The organism is Erwinia sp. INIA01 (assembly GCF_025947915.1).
GTDB lineage: Bacteria > Pseudomonadota > Gammaproteobacteria > Enterobacterales > Enterobacteriaceae > Erwinia > Erwinia coffeiphila.
Map to the genome: position 1 here is coordinate 699746 of NZ_JAPDNC010000002.1, position 17615 is coordinate 717360.

Annotated in this window: 15 protein-coding genes; 11 read left to right on the forward strand and 4 right to left on the reverse strand. The window is 54.0% G+C overall.

Annotated features, from left to right (window positions below; translation table 11 throughout):
- Positions 1-336: 336 nt before the first annotated feature.
- Together aas and lplT are read left to right on the forward strand one after the other, a co-directional pair.
- A complete protein-coding gene (gene aas / locus OMR58_RS05055) occupies positions 337-2493 on the forward strand; it encodes a bifunctional acyl-ACP--phospholipid O-acyltransferase/long-chain-fatty-acid--ACP ligase (RefSeq protein WP_200560077.1) in 2157 nt (718 codons plus the stop codon).
- Positions 2486-3700, forward strand: coding sequence for a lysophospholipid transporter LplT (gene lplT, locus OMR58_RS05060; protein ID WP_264545386.1), 1215 nt, complete (start codon positions 2486-2488; stop codon positions 3698-3700). The genes aas and lplT overlap by 8 nt, the downstream gene beginning before the upstream one ends.
- A gap of 132 nt (positions 3701-3832) precedes the next feature.
- Here the strand turns inward: lplT and OMR58_RS05065 are convergent, their stop codons facing one another.
- The 3 genes from OMR58_RS05065 to mutH all read right to left on the reverse strand — a co-directional run bounded on the left by OMR58_RS05065 (position 3833) and on the right by mutH (position 6141).
- Positions 3833-4873 (reverse strand): NADP(H)-dependent aldo-keto reductase, encoded by a 1041-nt coding sequence (locus OMR58_RS05065; protein WP_105593892.1) that lies wholly within the window; start codon positions 4871-4873, stop codon positions 3833-3835.
- A gap of 220 nt (positions 4874-5093) precedes the next feature.
- Positions 5094-5309, reverse strand: coding sequence for a YgdI/YgdR family lipoprotein (locus OMR58_RS05070; protein WP_200547070.1), 216 nt, complete (start codon positions 5307-5309; stop codon positions 5094-5096).
- A gap of 145 nt (positions 5310-5454) precedes the next feature.
- Entirely contained in the window at positions 5455-6141 is a 687-nt protein-coding gene (gene mutH, locus OMR58_RS05075) for a DNA mismatch repair endonuclease MutH (RefSeq protein WP_264545387.1), read from the reverse strand.
- A gap of 684 nt (positions 6142-6825) precedes the next feature.
- On the opposite strand from mutH, the gene rppH reads away from it, so the two are divergent.
- From rppH to thyA, 4 genes are all read left to right on the forward strand, one after another.
- A complete protein-coding gene (gene rppH, locus OMR58_RS05080; protein ID WP_105593895.1) occupies positions 6826-7353 on the forward strand; it encodes an RNA pyrophosphohydrolase in 528 nt (175 codons plus the stop codon).
- 12 nt (positions 7354-7365) lie between these two features.
- On the forward strand, positions 7366-9612 hold the full coding sequence (gene ptsP / locus OMR58_RS05085) for a phosphoenolpyruvate--protein phosphotransferase (RefSeq protein ID WP_264545388.1): 2247 nt from the start codon (positions 7366-7368) through the stop codon (positions 9610-9612).
- A 157-nt stretch (positions 9613-9769) separates the two neighbouring features.
- Positions 9770-10648 carry a prolipoprotein diacylglyceryl transferase gene (gene lgt / locus OMR58_RS05090; protein WP_105593897.1) on the forward strand — a complete coding sequence of 293 codons (879 nt, stop codon included), beginning with the start codon at positions 9770-9772 and terminating at the stop codon, positions 10646-10648.
- Complete coding sequence (thyA, locus tag OMR58_RS05095; RefSeq protein ID WP_105593898.1) at positions 10645-11439, forward strand: thymidylate synthase; 795 nt, start codon at positions 10645-10647, stop codon at positions 11437-11439. Before lgt ends, thyA begins: the two co-directional genes overlap by 4 nt.
- 38 nt (positions 11440-11477) lie before the next feature.
- Here the strand turns inward: thyA and ddpX are convergent, their stop codons facing one another.
- Entirely contained in the window at positions 11478-12047 is a 570-nt protein-coding gene (gene ddpX, locus OMR58_RS05100) for a D-alanyl-D-alanine dipeptidase (RefSeq protein ID WP_200560075.1), read from the reverse strand.
- 271 nt (positions 12048-12318) lie between these two features.
- On the opposite strand from ddpX, the gene OMR58_RS05105 reads away from it, so the two are divergent.
- The 5 genes from OMR58_RS05105 to recC all read left to right on the forward strand — a co-directional run bounded on the left by OMR58_RS05105 (position 12319) and on the right by recC (position 17505).
- On the forward strand, positions 12319-12786 hold the full coding sequence (locus tag OMR58_RS05105; protein ID WP_200560074.1) for a prepilin peptidase-dependent protein: 468 nt from the start codon (positions 12319-12321) through the stop codon (positions 12784-12786).
- The gene (locus tag OMR58_RS05110) at positions 12777-13325 is read left to right on the forward strand and encodes a prepilin peptidase-dependent protein (RefSeq protein WP_264545389.1); all 549 of its coding nucleotides are present in this window, start codon (positions 12777-12779) and stop codon (positions 13323-13325) included. Before OMR58_RS05105 ends, OMR58_RS05110 begins: the two co-directional genes overlap by 10 nt.
- Positions 13325-13741 carry a YgdB family protein gene (locus OMR58_RS05115; protein ID WP_264545390.1) on the forward strand — a complete coding sequence of 139 codons (417 nt, stop codon included), beginning with the start codon at positions 13325-13327 and terminating at the stop codon, positions 13739-13741. The genes OMR58_RS05110 and OMR58_RS05115 overlap by 1 nt, the downstream gene beginning before the upstream one ends.
- Positions 13728-14045, forward strand: a complete 318-nt coding sequence (locus OMR58_RS05120; RefSeq protein WP_264545391.1) for a prepilin-type N-terminal cleavage/methylation domain-containing protein — start codon at positions 13728-13730, stop codon at positions 14043-14045. The genes OMR58_RS05115 and OMR58_RS05120 overlap by 14 nt, the downstream gene beginning before the upstream one ends.
- Before the next feature lie 91 nt (positions 14046-14136).
- A complete protein-coding gene (recC, locus tag OMR58_RS05125) occupies positions 14137-17505 on the forward strand; it encodes an exodeoxyribonuclease V subunit gamma (protein ID WP_264545392.1) in 3369 nt (1122 codons plus the stop codon).
- The last annotated feature ends 110 nt before the right edge of the window (positions 17506-17615 follow it).

Here is a 17615-nt window from a genome sequence, read left to right on the forward strand (position 1 = left end):
TTATGTTTGGAATCATGCTGGTATATTTTTTAAATGCGTGGGTGTTTTGGTTATATTTTTGAATAGCTGTTTTAAGATTGATTTTGGAGTGAGCGAACAGTACAGGGTTTTATCTTTTCTTAATCTCTGGTTCTGAGGTTTGGTTGTAATGACATCACAAGGCATTGCAGAGCCGTGGGGGGATTATTTTTGTGTTTAATACGTGCCTCAATCGCAAGGGGGAGAATAATGAAGCTCTGTCAGCTAACACCTTAATTTTACGTTTAAAAAGTTGAGTTACGCTAGTATATCTTGCATTGTTACACTCAACTTGCAACCTGCTACGGAGCTGGCAACGTGATCTCTTTCCTTAAGTTACTCTTCCGGTTGATTTTTCGGGCCCAACTAACGGGCGATCTTTCGGGTTTGTACAAGCAGAAGGTGTTAATCACCCCAAATCATATGTCATTCCTTGATGGCATGCTGTTAGCCGTTTTCCTGCCGGTGAAACCGGTGTTTGCCGTTTACACCTCGATCAGTCAGCAGTGGTACATGCGCTGGCTGAGCCGTTTTATTGACTTTGTGCCGCTTGATCCGACGAAGCCGATGTCGATTAAGCACCTGGTGAAACTGATTGCCCAGGGCCGGCCGGTGGTGATTTTCCCCGAAGGGCGTATTACCGTTACCGGCTCACTGATGAAAATCTACGACGGAGCGGGTTTTGTTGCGGCGAAATCACAGGCAACGGTGGTTCCGATACGTATTGAAGGTGCTGAATACACGCTTTTTGGCCGCCTTGCTGGCGTTTTCAAACGCCGCCTGTTTCCAAAAATCTCTCTTACCGTATTACCCGCTACGACCATTCCGATGCCGGAAGCCCCTCGTGCCCGCGATCGTCGCAGGCTGGCAGGAGAGCATCTGCACCATATTATGATGGAAGCACGCATGGCGGTGCGTCCTCGTCAGACGATTTATCAGGCCTTTCTTGCAGCACGTGTGCGCTATGGCTACTTCAAGCCCTGTATTGAGGACGTTAACTTTACGCCCGATAGCTACACCGGCCTGCTGAAAAAATCACTGGGCGTTGGCCGTATTCTGCAGCGTTATACGCAGCAGGGTGAATATGTCGGCCTGCTGTTGCCAAACGCAACGGTTACGGCAGCAGCGATCCTGGGGGCCACCCTGCGTGGGCGTATTCCTGCAATGCTTAACTACACCGCCGGAGTCAAAGGGCTGACCAGTGCGTTGACGGCGGCTCAGGTAAAGACCGTGTTTACCTCGCGCCAGTTTCTCGATAAAGGCAAGTTGTGGCATCTGCCGGAAGGAATCCCCGACGTTAAGTGGATTTTTCTGGAAGATTTGAAAGATACCGTTACTACCCGGGACAAACTGTGGATACTCAGCCGCTTGCTGATGCCGTCACTGGCAGAAGTGAAACAGCAGCCTGAAGATGCCGCGATGGTGCTGTTTACTTCAGGGTCAGAGGGGCATCCTAAAGGCGTTGTTCACTCCCATAAAAGCCTGCTGGCTAACGTGGAACAGATCCGCACGGTCGCTGATTTCACTCCGCGCGATCGCTTTATGTCAGCGCTGCCGCTGTTCCACGCTTTTGGTCTGACCGTGGGGCTGTTTACGCCACTGATGACCGGTGCTGAGGTCTTCCTTTATCCCAGCCCGCTGCACTATCGCATTGTGCCCGAGCTGGTCTACGATCGTAACTGTACCGTGCTGTTCGGTACCTCGACGTTCCTTGGTAACTATGCCCGTTTCGCTCAGCCGTATGATTTTGCCCGCCTGCGTTACGTGGTGGCCGGAGCGGAAAAACTACAGCAGAGCACTCGCGATGCCTGGTTTGAGAAGTTCGGCATCCGCATTCTGGAAGGCTATGGTGTGACCGAATGCGCACCAGTGGTGGCAATAAACGTGCCGATGGCCGCCCGATCGCATACCGTTGGCCGCATCCTGCCGGGTATGGATTCACGGCTGATTTCTGTACCCGGTATTGAAGAAGGCGGACTACTGCAGCTTTGTGGACCGAATATCATGAAAGGCTATCTGCGCGTTGAGCGTCCCGGCGTTCTTGAAGCGCCTGAGGCCGATAACGGTGAAGGACGGATGGAGAGCGGCTGGTACGATACGGGTGATATCGTCAGCTTTGACGATGCCGGCTTCTGCCAGATTCAGGGACGCGTGAAGCGTTTTGCGAAGATCGCCGGCGAGATGGTTTCGCTGGAGAGCGTAGAGCTGATTGCGCTGAAGGCGTCTGATGAAAAACAGCACGCGGCGACGATTAAGCCGGACGGCAATCGTGGCGAAGCTCTGGTGTTATTTACCACCGACAGTGAGCTGACCCGCGAACGTTTACAGCGCGCAGCACGTGAACTGGGTAGCCCTGAACTGGCGATCCCACGCGATATTCGGGTGTTGAAACAGCTCCCGATGCTCGGCAGCGGCAAGCCGGATTTTGTTACCCTGCGCGAAATGGCCGAGCGGCCAGAGGAGACTCATGAATAGTCCGACTGCCGGATCAAAACCATTATTGTCGAAAGGTATGATGGCGGTGATTGCCGCCCAGTTCCTCTCCGCTTTTGGGGATAATGCCCTGCTGTTCGCCACTCTGGCGGTACTGAAGCAGCTGGTTTATCCCGACTGGAGCCAGCCGATTCTGCAGATGGTGTTCGTTGCCACCTATATTGTTCTGGCTCCGTTTGTGGGCCAGGTGGCCGACAGTTTTGCGAAGGGCCGGGTGATGATGTTTGCCAACGGCCTCAAGCTGCTTGGCGCACTGACAATCTGCGTTGGGCTGGACCCTTTCTTAGGTTATGGTCTGGTTGGCATTGGTGCGGCCGCCTATTCCCCGGCCAAGTACGGGATTCTCGGCGAGCTGACTGATGGTGAAACGTTGGTCAAAGCCAACGGTCTGATGGAGTCCTCAACGATAGCCGCGATTCTGCTCGGCTCCGTGGCGGGGGGATACCTTGCCGACCTCAATCTTACCAGTGCGCTGCTGGCGTGTGTTGTCGCCTATGCGCTGGCGGTCGTTGCTAATTTGATGATCCCCAAACTTGCAGCGGCCCGCAGTGGCCAATCCTGGCGACCTGCCGCGATGTCCGCCAGTTTCTTCCGCGCCTGTCGCGTTTTGTGGCGCGACGGCGAAACCCGCTTCTCGCTGGTGGGTACCAGCCTTTTCTGGGGGGCCGGCGTTACGCTGCGCTTTCTGCTGGTGCTGTGGGTTCCGGTGGCGCTGGGCATTACCGACAATAAAACGCCAACGATGCTTAATGCGATGGTTGCCGTCGGCATTGTGTTTGGTGCCGCAGCGGCGGCAAAACTGGTGACGCTGAAAACCGTCGGGCGCTGTATGCCTGCCGGCGTGTTAATCGGTGTTGCGGTGGTGGCTTTCTCGTTGCAGCATACGGCGCTGAACGCCTACGTGCTGCTGGCGATTATCGGGATGCTGGGCGGTTTCTTTGTGGTACCGCTGAATGCGCTGCTGCAAATGCGCGGAAAGCAGACGGTGGGTGCAGGTAACGCGATTGCGGTACAGAACCTGGGTGAAAATACGGCGATGCTGGTGATGCTGGGGCTGTATTCTCTGGCGATTAAGCTGGGCGCACCGCCGGTTGCAACCGGCGTCGGGTTTGGTGCACTGTTTGCCCTGGCTATTGCCGTTCTCTGGGGTTGGCAGCTGGCGCAGAAGCTTAAAGCTGTTGCTTCATAATCCGTGTCTTATGATGCTGATGTGCTGATGTGCTGATGTGCTGATGTGCTGATGTGCTGATGTGCTGATGTGCTGATGTGCTGATGTGCTGATGCGGGGCCCGATGGCCCCGCAAACATTTGTGCAGATCCGTCAGGGGGCAGGGTAAGTATAACGGCGGTGGATTGCTTCCAGCTCGTCAATAATTTCGGCATCCAGAGTCAGATCGTAGCTGTCGATATTCACAGTAAGCTGTTCCAGCGTTGTGGCTCCCAGCAGCGTGCTGGCAACAAACGGTTGCTGACGCACAAATGCCAGCGCCATTTGAGATGGATCGAGTCCGTGGCGCTGCGCCAGTGCAACATACTCGCTAATTGCTAACTGAGCCTGCTCGCCGCTGTAGCGTGTAAAACGGCTGAACAGCGTATTACGTGCGCCTGCAGGCTTCGCACCATTCAGATATTTTCCACTTAGCGTACCAAACGCCAGGCTGGAGTAGGCAAGCAGTTCGACGCCCTCATGCTGGCTGATTTCTGCCAGCCCCAGCTCGAAGCTGCGGTTTAACAGGCTGTAAGGGTTCTGGATGCTGACGATTCGCGGCAGCTCATGTTTTTCGGCCAGTTGCAGATAGCGCATCACGCCCCATGGCGTTTCGTTTGAAACCCCGATGTAACGAATCTTCCCTGCGCGCACCTGTTCGGTCAGTGCTTCCAGTGTTTCCAGCAGTGTCACCGGCGCGGTGTTATCGGTGTACTGATAGTTCAGTTTGCCGAAGTAGTTGGTCTGACGCTGAGGCCAGTGCAGCTGATACAAATCGATATAGTCCGTATTCAGCCTTTTCAGGCTGGCGTCCAGCGCTTCACGAATATTTTTGCGATCCAATGCCTGATTGGGTCGGATAGAGGCATCGGCACCGCGTACCGGACCCGCCACTTTAGAAGCCAGTACTATTTTGTCACGGCAGCCGCGCGCTTTCAGCCAGCTGCCGATATATTTCTCAGTTAAACCCTGTGTTTCCGGGCGCGGCGGCACCGGATACATCTCCGCTGTGTCAATCAGATTAATGCCGCGGCTAAGCGCCAAATCAAGCTGGGCATGCGCGTCGGCTTCGCTGTTTTGTTCCCCAAACGTCATGGTACCCAGACCAAGAGAGCTGACTTCAAGTGTGCTGTGGGGGATACGGTGATAATGCATAGCAGACTTCCTTTTTTCATTATTAAAAGGTCAGGGACATCAGCTGCGTCCGCAACAGGGGATCCTGGCAAAAGATTGCGGTGTCTGTGCTTACAGAAGCAGAACCCGGTTTTCGACTATAACCGCCAGACGCGGGAGGTGAAAGAGGGATTACCCATCAGAGAGAGGAAAGCATATCGTTTGCCATCTGAAATATCAGCGCCAGATGGCAAAGCAGGGTTTAGCGTTCAACGATTGAAGAGATTTCATCACCGTTAATCTGTATTTCATGGCCGGATTCATCAACGTATTTCACCAGTCCAGTTTCTTTATCAATACTTGGCTTACCGTCGGTCATAATCATTTTACCGTCTTTGGTCGCCATCACGTAGTCACTACTGCAGCCGCTTATCAGCATTGATACACTCAGCGCCGCAATACCTAACATCCACTTCATACTTGTCTCCCTTAATATTTATTACTTTGATGAGTGTAGTAATAAACTATTTTCCCTGTAGTGATAATTTCATCAGTCTGAAAATGGACTCAATCAGGCGCATATTATTGACATTCGTATAATCTTCCGCAAATCAGCAGGAAAACTACAGAAAAAAATGGCGTGCAAGCAGCGCTGCCGTAAAGGTTTTTTTCAGATAAAAGCCGCGCGGCAGAGTCATAATGGGTTGCCCATGGCGGCCAATACCTTCGGTCAGAGCCTTACTGTTAGCTGCCTTGGGACGAATTTGCAAAACCTCGCCGTGGCGAGCGGTAATCTGTTCAACCTGACCCAACACAATCATATCCATCAGCTCCTCCCAGTCGCGCTGCAGCTGATGTTCTTCTTCGTCATTTGGGCTCCAGAGCAGCGGAGCGCCAACATGCCGCTCTGCCAGTGGAATCGCTCGTTCACCCTCTACCGGTATCCACAGCACGCGCCCGAGCTTATGCCGCACGTGACTGTTTTGCCAGGTGACGCCGCTATTACCGGTCAACGGTGCGACGCAAACGAAGGTCGTTTCGAGCGGGCGTCCGGCGGCATCTACGGGAATCGTCTTCAGCTCCACGCCAATTTCGGCAAAATCCTGTTCCGGCTTACTGCCTGCACTGGCACCGAGATAACGTTCCAGCAGCATCCCCACCCAGCCCTTATCCCGTTTAAGGTCTCGGGGAATCGGTAAACTTATACGTTGGGCAAGTTCACCGAGAGTATAACCGGCAAGTGCGTTAGCTCTGTCCAGCAGTTCGGTTTCATCACGGGGGGGAGGAACGAGGAAAGGAGCGCCTGTCATTGTGATATCCAGATCTGTTTAAAAAACGACCTCTCAGTTCCAGCGTTATACGGCTTAACGCTAATTCTGGGGGTAAGCATAATAATAGCATGATAAATCATGTTTTTTATTCCTCCCATTGAAGGGGATTTACACTGCTCAGACAAGTTTTACCCGTCTTGTCACCGACAGTGAACAGGATCTTCTACATAGTTATCCACAGAAAAATGGGATAACTCACATTTAAAAATAATACTGTTTCGATTTACAGCCTTGACGAAGGGGATTTTGGCAACTTTAGCCCCTTTCATGTCCAACTAATCACCATATTCTGTGGATAAATCATCAAGTGCTCGATCTTTCGCCAGTTGCCGGAAGCCTGTCTGTGACAGCAGCATGACAGCACCTGATTCAACGTAAAAATGACGTTAAACCTTATGATTAACCTGGGGTTATTTCTTTTTTTTGCGAGGTGTCTCCAAACGTTGAATAAAGTTTTCCCCACCTGTTAACTGAGTTCTGCACAAAGCTATCCACAGAAAACGTGAATAAGATCGCCTTTTTGCCCCTGTTTCTGTTTATAACTCTGTCTGCTGGTAATAGTTATCCAAGTTCAATGCGGACTCGCAGGCATAAACCAGTGGTTTACCGCCTGTAAGGAGTGTGAAACAATCAGAACATCCAGTTTTAGTTTGAGGTAGTCCGGTGATCGATGATGATGGCTACCGCCCGAATGTTGGTATCGTAATTTGTAACAGGCAGGGACAGGTTGTGTGGGCAAGGCGCTATGGCCAACACTCCTGGCAGTTTCCTCAGGGAGGGATCAATCCTGGCGAGACGGCGGAACAGGCGATGTACCGCGAACTTTTCGAGGAAGTCGGTTTGAGCCGTAAGGATGTTCGCATCCTGGCATCCACCCGTAACTGGTTACGATATAAATTGCCAAAACGTTTGGTGCGTTGGGACACAAAGCCGGTTTGTATCGGCCAAAAACAGAAGTGGTTTCTTCTGCAGCTGTTGTGCAATGACGCGGATATCAATATGCAAACCAGCAGCACGCCAGAGTTTGACGGCTGGCGATGGGTCAGCTTCTGGTATCCGGTACGCCAGGTGGTCTCTTTTAAACGCGATGTTTACCGCCGCGTAATGAAAGAGTTTGCTGGTGTGGTTATGCCCCTGCAGGAGAATACCGCGCAGAGAAATACGCAAGGCTTTCGAAGGAAGAGAGGTTAAGCCACGTAGATTATGCTCACACAACTACGCGAAATAGTTGAGAAAGTGGCGGCAGCGCCCCGGCTTACCGAGGCGCTGGATATTCTGGTTAATGAGATTTGTCTGGCCATGGATATCGAGGTTTGCTCGGTTTATCTGGCCGATCATGAACGCCGCTGTTACTACCTGATGGCAACGCGTGGGCTGAAAAAGCCGCGTGGGCGTACTGTCGCCCTTGCATTTGATGAAGGCATCGTTGGGCTGGTTGGTCGCCTTGCTGAACCCATTAACCTTGCTGATGCGCAAAAGCACCCCAGTTTTAAATTTATCCCCTCCGTGAAAGAAGAGCGTTTTCGCTCGTTTCTTGGCGTACCGATTATCAGCCGACGCCAGCTGCAGGGCGTTCTGGTGGTTCAGCAACGCGAACATCGGCAATTCGATGAAAGCGAAGAGTCGTTTCTGGTTACCCTTGCCACTCAGATGGCGGCGATCCTTTCTCAGTCGCAGCTTAATGTTCTCTTTGGGCAGTACAGGCAAACGCGAATCAAAGCGCTGGCGGCCTCACCTGGCGTAGCGATAGCCGAAGGCTGGGTTGATTCTTCACAGCCCTCACTGGAACATGTTTCCGCCGCATCAACGCTGGATTCTGTGCGTGAGCGTGAGCGTCTGGCGCTGGCGATGGCCGAAGCATCGAACGAATTTCGCCGCTACAGCAAGCGTTTCACCGCCAGCATGCATAAAGAAAGCGCGGCTATTTTCGACCTCTATTCGCACCTGCTCAGCGATGCGCGACTGAAAAAAGATCTGCTGGCGGAAATTGATGCCGGTTCGGTGGCTGAGTGGGCAGTAAAAAAGGTTATTGAGAAATTTGCCGCGCAGTTTGCCAGCCTGCAGGACAGCTACCTGCGGGAGCGGGCGGGTGATTTGCGTGTGCTCGGCCAGCGCCTGCTGTTTCACCTCGATGATACGATTCAGGGCACCAATACCTGGCCTGAGCGTTTTATTCTGGTGGCCGACGAACTGACTGCTACCACCCTGGCAGAGCTGCCGCGTGAAAGACTGGCGGGGGTTGTCGTGCGCGATGGTGCCGCTAACTCTCATGCGGCAATCATGGTTCGTGCAATGGGTATCCCAACGGTGATGGGAGCCGATATTCAGCCCGACCTGATGAAGGGACGCTTGCTCATCGTCGATGGTTATCGCGGTGAGCTGCTGGTCGATCCCGAACCGGTGCTGGTGCAGGAATATCAGCGGCTGATCAGTGAAGAAAATGAATTAAGCCAGCTGGCAGAAGGTCTGGTTGAGCAGCCGGGTGCGCTTAAAAGCGGCGAACCGGTGAAAGTCATGCTTAACGCGGGTTTGAGTGCTGAACATGAGCATCCGCTCGGTAGCCGGGTAGATGGCGTGGGCCTTTATCGTACCGAGATTCCGTTTATGTTACAGAACGGTTTTCCCTCGGAAGAAGAGCAGGTTGCACAGTACCAGGGAATGCTGCAGCTGTTTCTCGATAAGCCGGTCACATTGCGCACGCTGGATATCGGTGCCGACAAGCAGCTGCCCTATATGCCGATTAGTGAAGAAAACCCCTCGTTGGGATGGCGGGGCATTCGCCTGACGCTCGATCAGCCCGAGATTTTTCTTGTTCAACTGCGCGCAATGCTGCGGGCCAACGTTGCCAGCGGAAACCTGAGCATCCTGCTGCCAATGATCACCAGTCTTGAGGAGATCGACGAGGCACGGCGCCTGCTCGACAGGGCGGGGCGCGAGGTGGAAGAAATGCTGGGTTATGCAATTCCGCGCCCGCGCCTCGGGGTAATGATCGAAGTGCCGTCGATGATCTTTATGCTGAGCCATTTGCGGGGTCGTGTAGATTTTGTTTCCGTTGGCACCAACGATTTGACCCAGTACCTGCTGGCCGTGGATCGTAACAACACACGGGTCGCCAGCCTTTACGACAGTCTGCATCCAGCCGTACTCCGTGCATTACACAGTATTGGACAGGAGGCCAGCCGTGCAGGGGTAGAGCTATGCCTTTGTGGCGAAATGGCGGGCGATCCGATGTGTGTGGTTATGCTGATCGGCATGGGTTACTACCATCTCAGCATGAACGGCCGTAATGTGGCGCGCGTAAAGTATTTACTTCGCCATATCGACCGGTCAGAGGCCCAGGAACTTGCGCAGCGTGGTCTGGAAGCGCCGCACACCAGTGAAGTCCGTCAACTGATTGCGGCTTTTATGGAGCGCAGAGGGTTGGGCGGTCTGATCCGGGGCGGGAAATAGTCATCCGATCCGGTGCTTAACAAAGTTTACAGTTACGCCGGGCCGGAATAATTCGCATTATGCTATCATGCGCAGCCTTAAGCAGCAGCGCCACGTGCGCACGCGTCTACATATTCCGTCGCCTGCCCGTCAGGACAGAATTTAAAAATGGTGAAAGATGAATAACGGCTATCTGGCTTTCCCTCAATTTGATCCGGTGATCTTCTCTATCGGCCCTGTGTCTCTTCACTGGTACGGGCTGATGTATCTGGTTGGTTTTGTTTTCGCTATGTGGCTGGCTGTTCGCCGGGCTAATAAACCAGGCAGCGGCTGGAAAAAAGAGGAAGTTGAAAATCTGCTTTATGCGGGTTTCCTCGGTGTGTTCCTCGGTGGCCGTATCGGCTATGTACTGTTCTACAATCTGCCGCTGTTCCTCGATAATCCGCTGTATCTGTTTAAGGTATGGGATGGTGGTATGTCATTCCACGGCGGACTGATTGGTGTGATCGTAGTGATGCTGATCTTCGCCCGCCGCACCAAGCGTACTTTCTTCCAGGTTTCGGACTTTATCGCTCCGCTGATCCCGTTTGGGCTGGGTGCTGGTCGCCTCGGTAATTTTATCAACGGAGAACTGTGGGGGCGCGTTGACCCAAATCTGCCGTGGGCTATGCTGTTCCCGGGTTCACGCAGCGAAGATATCGCACTGGTTTCCACTCATCCGGAATGGCAGTCTCTGCTGGCGACCTACGGTGTACTGCCGCGCCACCCTTCACAGCTTTATGAGCTGATTCTGGAAGGGATCGTGCTGTTTATCATTCTGAATGTGTTTATCCGCAAATCGCGCCCGATGGGAGCCGTCTCAGGCCTGTTCCTGATTGGTTATGGCGCCTTCCGTATTATTATTGAGTTCTTCCGCCAGCCCGATCAGCAGCTTGGTCTGTTCAGCGGCATCAGCATGGGGCAAATCCTCTCCGTGCCGATGATTCTGGCTGGCGTGATTATGATGATCTGGGCGTATCGTCGTCGCCCACAGCAGCAACTTCGTGAGGAAAAATGAAACAGTATCTGGAATTAATGCAGCATGTCCTTGAGCAGGGCACACCGAAAAACGATCGTACCGGAACGGGTACGCTGTCGGTCTTCGGTCATCAGATGCGTTTCAATCTGCAGGACGGTTTTCCGCTGGTCACCACCAAGAAGTGCCATCTGCGATCCATCATTCATGAACTGCTGTGGTTCCTCAATGGCGACACCAATATCGCTTATCTGAAGGAAAATAACGTCTCGATCTGGGACGAGTGGGCGGATGAAAACGGCGACCTCGGCCCGGTCTACGGCAAACAGTGGCGCAGCTGGGGGGCACCGGATGGTCGCCAGATCGACCAGCTGAGCAAGGTTGTTGAGCAGCTTAAAAACGATCCCGATTCTCGCCGTATCATCGTTTCGGCGTGGAACGTGGGTGAACTGGACGAGATGGCGCTGGCACCGTGTCACGCTTTCTTCCAGTTTTACGTCGCGGACGGCAAGCTTTCCTGCCAGCTCTATCAGCGCTCGTGCGATATCTTCCTCGGGCTGCCGTTTAATATCGCCAGTTATGCTCTGCTGGTGCATATGATGGCACAGCAGTGCGATCTGGAAGTGGGTGATTTCGTCTGGACCGGGGGGGATACCCACCTGTACAGCAATCACCTGGAACAGACTCGCCTGCAGCTGAGCCGTGAACCGCGCGCGCTGCCGCAGCTGGTGATTAAACGTAAACCGGCCTCTATTTTCGACTATCGTTTCGATGATTTCGAAATCGTCGGTTACGACCCGCATCCGGCGATTAAAGCGCCGGTAGCCGTGTAAAAATGCTATCCCCGGCATGCATAATGCCGGGGATAGCATTACGCCGCGGATTGCGGTGGGTAACAGTCAAAAATATCCGTCAGCAGCGGATAATCTGCCGCTCCAGGCAGCTCAAAGTGCCACCATTCTGTCGTAATCCCCTTGAAGCCCCCTTCAAGCATAATCGCACTCAGCATCAGCCGGTTACGTAATTTCAGCGTCGGGATCGAAGGATGCCAGGGATGTGAACATTCGTGCATTTCGTCAAAACCACTGCCCATATCCACAATCGCTCCCTGTTCATCCATCAGCGTGACGTCAACAGCCGTTCCGCGGGAGTGATTCGAGCCCTGAGTGACGGGGATAACGTAGTCAGGATTAGGGCAGGCCAGCCACAGATTCATTTGCGCTTTCTGCGGGCGGTATGCGTCGTAGACCAGTAGGGTAAAGCCTGCAAGAGCGGCGATATGCGCACTGCGAGCCAGCGCCGCTGCAGCATCCGGGTGCAACAGGCAACGGTGTTCGCAGTAAATCGGCTGGCCGGTAATGTTATCCGCTGTGGCGTATTTTAAATCGATCTTCACCTGCGGCAGCGAGGTGGCAATATCGATCATTTGAATCTCATCCATTTTCTCTCTCTTGGTTCTGCTCGAATCTGGCACGCTGGCTTTTTTCAGGGTTTTTTCGGCTCTTGCACCGTTGACCCGCTCAGGCATCTTAGCCTTTCTCACCATTGGTGCCAGGCAAATCCGGCGATGGTATCAGACTTGTTGGTAAAAATGCGTAGCGCCACGCAGCGGCAATGAAAGCCGGTGAGAAGACGTATTTAGCCTGGAAGATAACGCGTAAACCCACAAGGTACTGCTGGCGGCGTGGCGGAGAAAAGCCAACACTCGGCTGATGAAAATAACGCGATCAGCGGGATTCACATTGCTGGAACTGATGATGGTAATCGCGCTCATCGCTGTACTGAGCCTGGGGTCATGGCAGGGCTGGCAGCGATGGCAGCAGCTACGTCAGCTTAATGACAGTGCGCAGCAGATCCAGCGGCTGCTTCTGCGCCTGCGCAGCGATGCCTGGTGGCATAACGCCGACAGGGTCATCTGGCTTAAGCCGGGCAGATACTGGTGTCTGGGAGGCGGAAGTGTTCCTGATGTCTGTTCCCCGCAGGCCCGCTTTACACTATTGGCTCCGTGGCCGGAAGTCAGCATACGCTCGATGACCGCGGAAATCGGGTTCTATGGTGTGAAGAATACCGCCCGCCCTGGCAATATCACTATTGCCAGCGATGCCGGTGAACGGCGAATCATTGTCTCTTCGCGTGGCAGGGTGCGCATTTGCTCAGTATCAGAGGAAGGATGCCGATGAATACGGGGGGATTTACCTTACTTGAAACGCTGCTGGCGATGGCGATCGGAAGCGTCATAATGCTCGGCGCTGCGCGAACGTTACCGCTATTGCAGCAGCATAATTTGCGCCTGCAGATACAGGTTCAGCTCAATGAAGAGCTGCAGCAGATTATGCAGACGCTGGAAAAAGCCGCCCGGCGCGCGGGCTACTGCCACGGTCGCTGTAGCGGGGCCGCGATGCAGATTCAGAACGCAGGTCGCTGCCTGCTGGTGCGCTGGGATGAAAACAGCAACGGGCAATGGGAGAGTACCGGGCGAGAAGACAGCGATTACTACGGCTTTCGCTTAAGATCGAAAAATCTGGAAATGCAGCGCGGCGTTGATCGCTGTGAAGGCGGCGGCTGGGAGAAGCTGAACGATCCCCGCGTCATCGCCATTGAGGAGTTCAGGGTGGTTCGCAATCGGCAGCAGGTCCGATTCATGTTGAAGGGGAGTTCCAGCGTCTGGCCTGCTCTGGTCCAGCATATTGAGCACTGGCTGGTGGCGGAGAATTTATAATGCACCGACAACAGGGAAACGGCGCACTGCTGATGGTGATTATCATTCTGCTTATGGGCACCGCATTGCTGCACGCTACACGCCAGCAGCTGAGTGATAATCTCAGCCTGGTCACTGATGAACGGCACTATATCCTTGAGTACACCGATGCGGTATCTGCGCTGACTTGGGGAGAACGCTTGACCTGGCATACTGCTGAAGGCTGGTACTGCCAGATCCAGCCGCAGTATACCTGGCGCGCCTGCCTGCTAAGCCACGCCTCCGGAATGCTGCTGCGCGGTGACAGCGGCAGTGGAACGTTGTCTCTGTATCGCTGGGTTAGCAGCCTTACCGGTGGGAAAGTTAGCGCGGTCCCTCAGGGCTGGCTGGATTATTGCCCATTGCCCGACAGGAGCCTGTGTGATGATCCCTCGTAGTAATCAACGGGGATTTAGCCTGGTTGAAACACTGTTTGCCCTGCTGCTGTTTAGCCTTAGCATCATGGCTCTGATGCGCTATCAGCTGGTGCTGGCAGAGGGGTTCCAGCAACAGTGGCAGCAGCGCAGCGCATGGCGTAACGCCCGGCAACTGTTGCAGGGTAATCCGCTGGAGGGATGGCAGGCACAGGTGCAGCAGAAGGATGGCCCGGAAGGATGCCCGTTGTTAATCGCCAAAACGGTAAGCCCTTCGGGGCGCCGGGCCGAACTGGTTCAGCTACGCTGCCCGGCGGTGGGTAATTGACCGCTATGGTGCTACATTTCCAATGTTCGTCCTGTGCGGGTAGAGTACCCTTCAGGAAATTAAACCCTCTTACGTTGAGAATCTGTCGGTTATGTTCACGGTATACCATTCCAATCAGCTGGATCTGCTTAAGACGCTGGCATCATGGCAGATAAAAAATCAGCCCTTGCCCAATCCGCTGAGCCCGGAGGTGGTGCTGGTACAAAGCCCGGGAATGGCACAGTGGCTGCAAATGTCGCTGGCCGAAGATTTTGGTATTGCGGCTAATATTGAATTCCCGCTCCCCGCCAGCTTTATCTGGGACATGTTTGTTCGCGTGTTACCGGATATTCCACGTGAGAGCGCTTTTAGCAAGTCCGGTATGAGCTGGAAACTGATGGCGATCCTCCCTGAGATGCTGCCGGGAGAGGCTTTCGCAACGCTGCGTAATTACCTTAGCGATGACGACGATAAGCGCAAGCTGTTCCAGCTGGCATCCAGAGTTGCCGACCTGTTTGACCAGTATCTGGTGTATCGTCCGCAGTGGCTTAACGGATGGGAAAAAGGCGAACTGACCGAGGGGCTTGGCGAGGCACAGGTCTGGCAGGCTCCGCTGTGGGCGGCACTGGTTGAATATACCCATCAGCTTGGGCAACCTGAATGGCACCGTGCCAACCTTTATCAGCGTTTTATTCACCGGCTGGAAAACAGCTCAACTCGCCCGGAAAATCTGCCGGATCGGGTGTTTATTTGTGGGATTTCGGCACTGCCGCCGGTTTATTTACAGGCACTTAGCGCGCTGGGTAAACATATCGATATTCATCTGCTGTTTACCAATCCCTGCCGTCATTACTGGGGAGATATTCAGGATTACGCGTTTCTGGCCAGGCTGCAAAACCGCAACCGCAGGCATTATCAGGATAATCATGAGATCTCCCAGTTCCGTGATGCTGACAGCGCATCGTCTTTGTTCAACGATGCAGGTGAGCAGCAGCTGAGTAATCCTCTGTTGGCTTCATGGGGCAAGCTGGGGCGCGATAATCTCTACCTGCTGGCGCAGATTGAACCTAATGAGGTCTTCGCCTTTGTCGATATTGAGCCGGTAAACCTGCTGCAAACGCTGAAGCGGGATTTGCTGGAACTGGAAGACAACGCGGTTATCGGGTTGAAAAAAAGCGAATGGGAAAACAGTGAAGCCAAACGCCTGCTTGCACCGGAAGATCGTTCAATTGTGATCCATCAGTGCCACAGCCCGCAGCGCGAGGTCGAAGTTCTGCAGGATCGGCTGCTGGCAATGATGGCTGACGATCCGGCGCTGACCCCGCGCGATATCATCGTCATGGTGGCTGATATCGATGCCTATACGCCCTTTATTCAGGCGGTATTTGGTAATGCACCACCGGTGCGTGCGCTGCCGTTTGCCATTTCCGACCGTCGCGCCAGTCAGGCGCACCCCGCGCTTCAGGCGTTTATTTCGCTACTGAGCCTACCTGACAGCCGTTTCACCGCTGAAGATGTTCTGGCCCTGCTTGAAGTTCCTGCGGTGGCGGGGCGTTTTGCAATTGATGAAGAGGGGCTACGCCTGCTGCGCCACTGGGTTGCTGAATCCGGTATTCGCTGGGGTCTGGATGATGACAACGTCCGCGAGCTGGACCTGCCGGCTACCGGTCAGCATACCTGGCACTTCGGCCTGACGCGAATGCTGTTGGGCTACGCGATGAACAGTGATGCCGGGGAGTGGCAGGGGGTCCTGCCTTATGATGAGTCCAGTGGCTTGATCGCGGAACTGGCTGGGAATCTGGCCGAGTTACTGATGCAGCTGCATCGCTGGCGGCGCTGGCTGGATGAAACCAGCGATTTGGCACACTGGCTGCCGCTCTGTCGCCAGCTATTAGATGATTTCTTTATCTGCGATGCGGAAACGGAAGCGGCGCTAACGCTGATTGAAGATCAGTGGAAGCAGGTGATTGGCTACGGCGTTGAAGCCGGTTATCAGCAGGCCGTACCGCTAACCGTACTGCGCGATGAACTGGTCTCCCGGCTCGATCAGCAGCGTATCAGCCAGCGTTTCCTCGCGGGGCCGGTGAACTTCTGTACCCTGATGCCGATGCGTTCTATTCCCTTCAAGGTGGTGTGCCTGCTGGGTATGAACGACGGTATTTATCCACGAACGCTGCCACCGCTCGGCTTTGATTTAATGAGCAAGCAGTTGCAAAAAGGCGATCGCAGCCGCCGCGATGATGACCGCTATCTGTTCCTGGAAGCGCTAAATTCAGCGCAGCAGCAGCTGTATATCAGCTATATCGCCCGTTCAATTCAGGATAATACGGAACGATATCCCTCTGTACTGGTCAGTGAATTAGTGGAGTACATCTGCCAGAGCTTCTGCTTGCCCGAAGACCGTTCGCTGGATGTTGACCGCAGTGCGAAAAACGTGGCGCACCATCTGCATCATCTGCACAGCAGAATGCCTTTTGCGGCCGAAAACTTCAGTGCAGCTTCTGAGTTCAGAAGTTTTGCTGACGAGTGGTTACCTGCTGCTAAAGCATCGGGTATTGCTCATCCGCCGTTTATGCAGCCTTTAGCAGCGGAAAAGCTTGATTCACTAAGCTTTGAGCAACTGGTGCGCTTCTGGCGGCATCCGGTCAGGGCATTTTTCAGCATGCGGCTTGGCGTCAGCTTCAGACTGGAAGAGATGGAATTGCCAGACGCCGAGCCTTTTGCACTGGATGGCCTGACGCGTTATCAGATGAATGCGCAGTTGCTTAACAGCCTGATAGAGGGGGAAGAAAGTTCCCGCCTTTACGCCCGGCAACGTGCTTCAGGGGCTTTACCCTACGGCGCATTCGGTGAACTGGTTTGGCAAGAGCAGGAGCAGGAAATGAACGTGCTGGCCAGCCGCGTGCGCGAGCAGCGTGCGGCGGCGGAAAGCCGGGAAATCTCGCTGCTGGTTGACGGTGTTTTGCTTACCGGATGGCTTGCTCAGGTGCAGGACAGTGGACTGTTACGTTGGCGGCCGGGCAATCTTAACTTTAAGGATGGCCTGACCCTGTGGCTGGAACACCTGGTTTACTGTGCGACGGGCGGCAATGGTACCAGCCTGATGCTGGGGCGCAACGATAGCGAATGGCGATTCCCGGCGATTACGGCGGATGACGCCCTGCATCAGCTGGCACGTTACGTTGCGGGCTACCGCGAGGGCATGTGCTCACCGTTGCTGCTGACTGAATCCGGTGCTGCCTGGCTGGAGGAAAGTTACGATGAATCATCCGGTGAGCTGCTGCGAGATGATGCTGCGCAGAAAAAAGCGCGTAACAAGCTGCTGGCGCGCTGGCAGGGAAATTATCAGATTGAGGGCGAAGGCAGCGATCCCTATCTGCAACGGGTGATCCGTACGCTGGATGAAACGTACCTGCTGGCAATGACCGAGAATGCTGAACGCTGGCTTTTACCGCTGCTTCAGGCGCACCGTTCTGTATAGTATTTGGTGATGTACCCACATTCCCCAAGGAAGATAGGGGAAGTTTTACGGACAATCAGGATGATCTCCTGTAGTGTTATTTTATAACAATTAAACACCAGCAAAATTGA

Coding starts and splice junctions, on each gene's coding strand:
- lplT (WP_264545386.1), top strand. CDS start 2,486: ATGAATAGTCCGACTGCCGGATCAAAACCATTATTGTCGAAAGGTATG.
- OMR58_RS05065 (WP_105593892.1), bottom strand. CDS start 4,873: ATGCATTATCACCGTATCCCCCACAGCACACTTGAAGTCAGCTCTCTT.
- OMR58_RS05070 (WP_200547070.1), bottom strand. CDS start 5,309: ATGAAGTGGATGTTAGGTATTGCGGCGCTGAGTGTATCAATGCTGATA.
- mutH (WP_264545387.1), bottom strand. CDS start 6,141: ATGACAGGCGCTCCTTTCCTCGTTCCTCCCCCCCGTGATGAAACCGAA.
- ptsP (WP_264545388.1), top strand. CDS start 7,366: ATGCTCACACAACTACGCGAAATAGTTGAGAAAGTGGCGGCAGCGCCC.
- lgt (WP_105593897.1), top strand. CDS start 9,770: ATGAATAACGGCTATCTGGCTTTCCCTCAATTTGATCCGGTGATCTTC.
- thyA (WP_105593898.1), top strand. CDS start 10,645: ATGAAACAGTATCTGGAATTAATGCAGCATGTCCTTGAGCAGGGCACA.
- ddpX (WP_200560075.1), bottom strand. CDS start 12,047: ATGGATGAGATTCAAATGATCGATATTGCCACCTCGCTGCCGCAGGTG.
- OMR58_RS05105 (WP_200560074.1), top strand. CDS start 12,319: ATGAAAATAACGCGATCAGCGGGATTCACATTGCTGGAACTGATGATG.
- OMR58_RS05110 (WP_264545389.1), top strand. CDS start 12,777: ATGCCGATGAATACGGGGGGATTTACCTTACTTGAAACGCTGCTGGCG.
- OMR58_RS05115 (WP_264545390.1), top strand. CDS start 13,325: ATGCACCGACAACAGGGAAACGGCGCACTGCTGATGGTGATTATCATT.
- OMR58_RS05120 (WP_264545391.1), top strand. CDS start 13,728: ATGATCCCTCGTAGTAATCAACGGGGATTTAGCCTGGTTGAAACACTG.
- recC (WP_264545392.1), top strand. CDS start 14,137: ATGTTCACGGTATACCATTCCAATCAGCTGGATCTGCTTAAGACGCTG.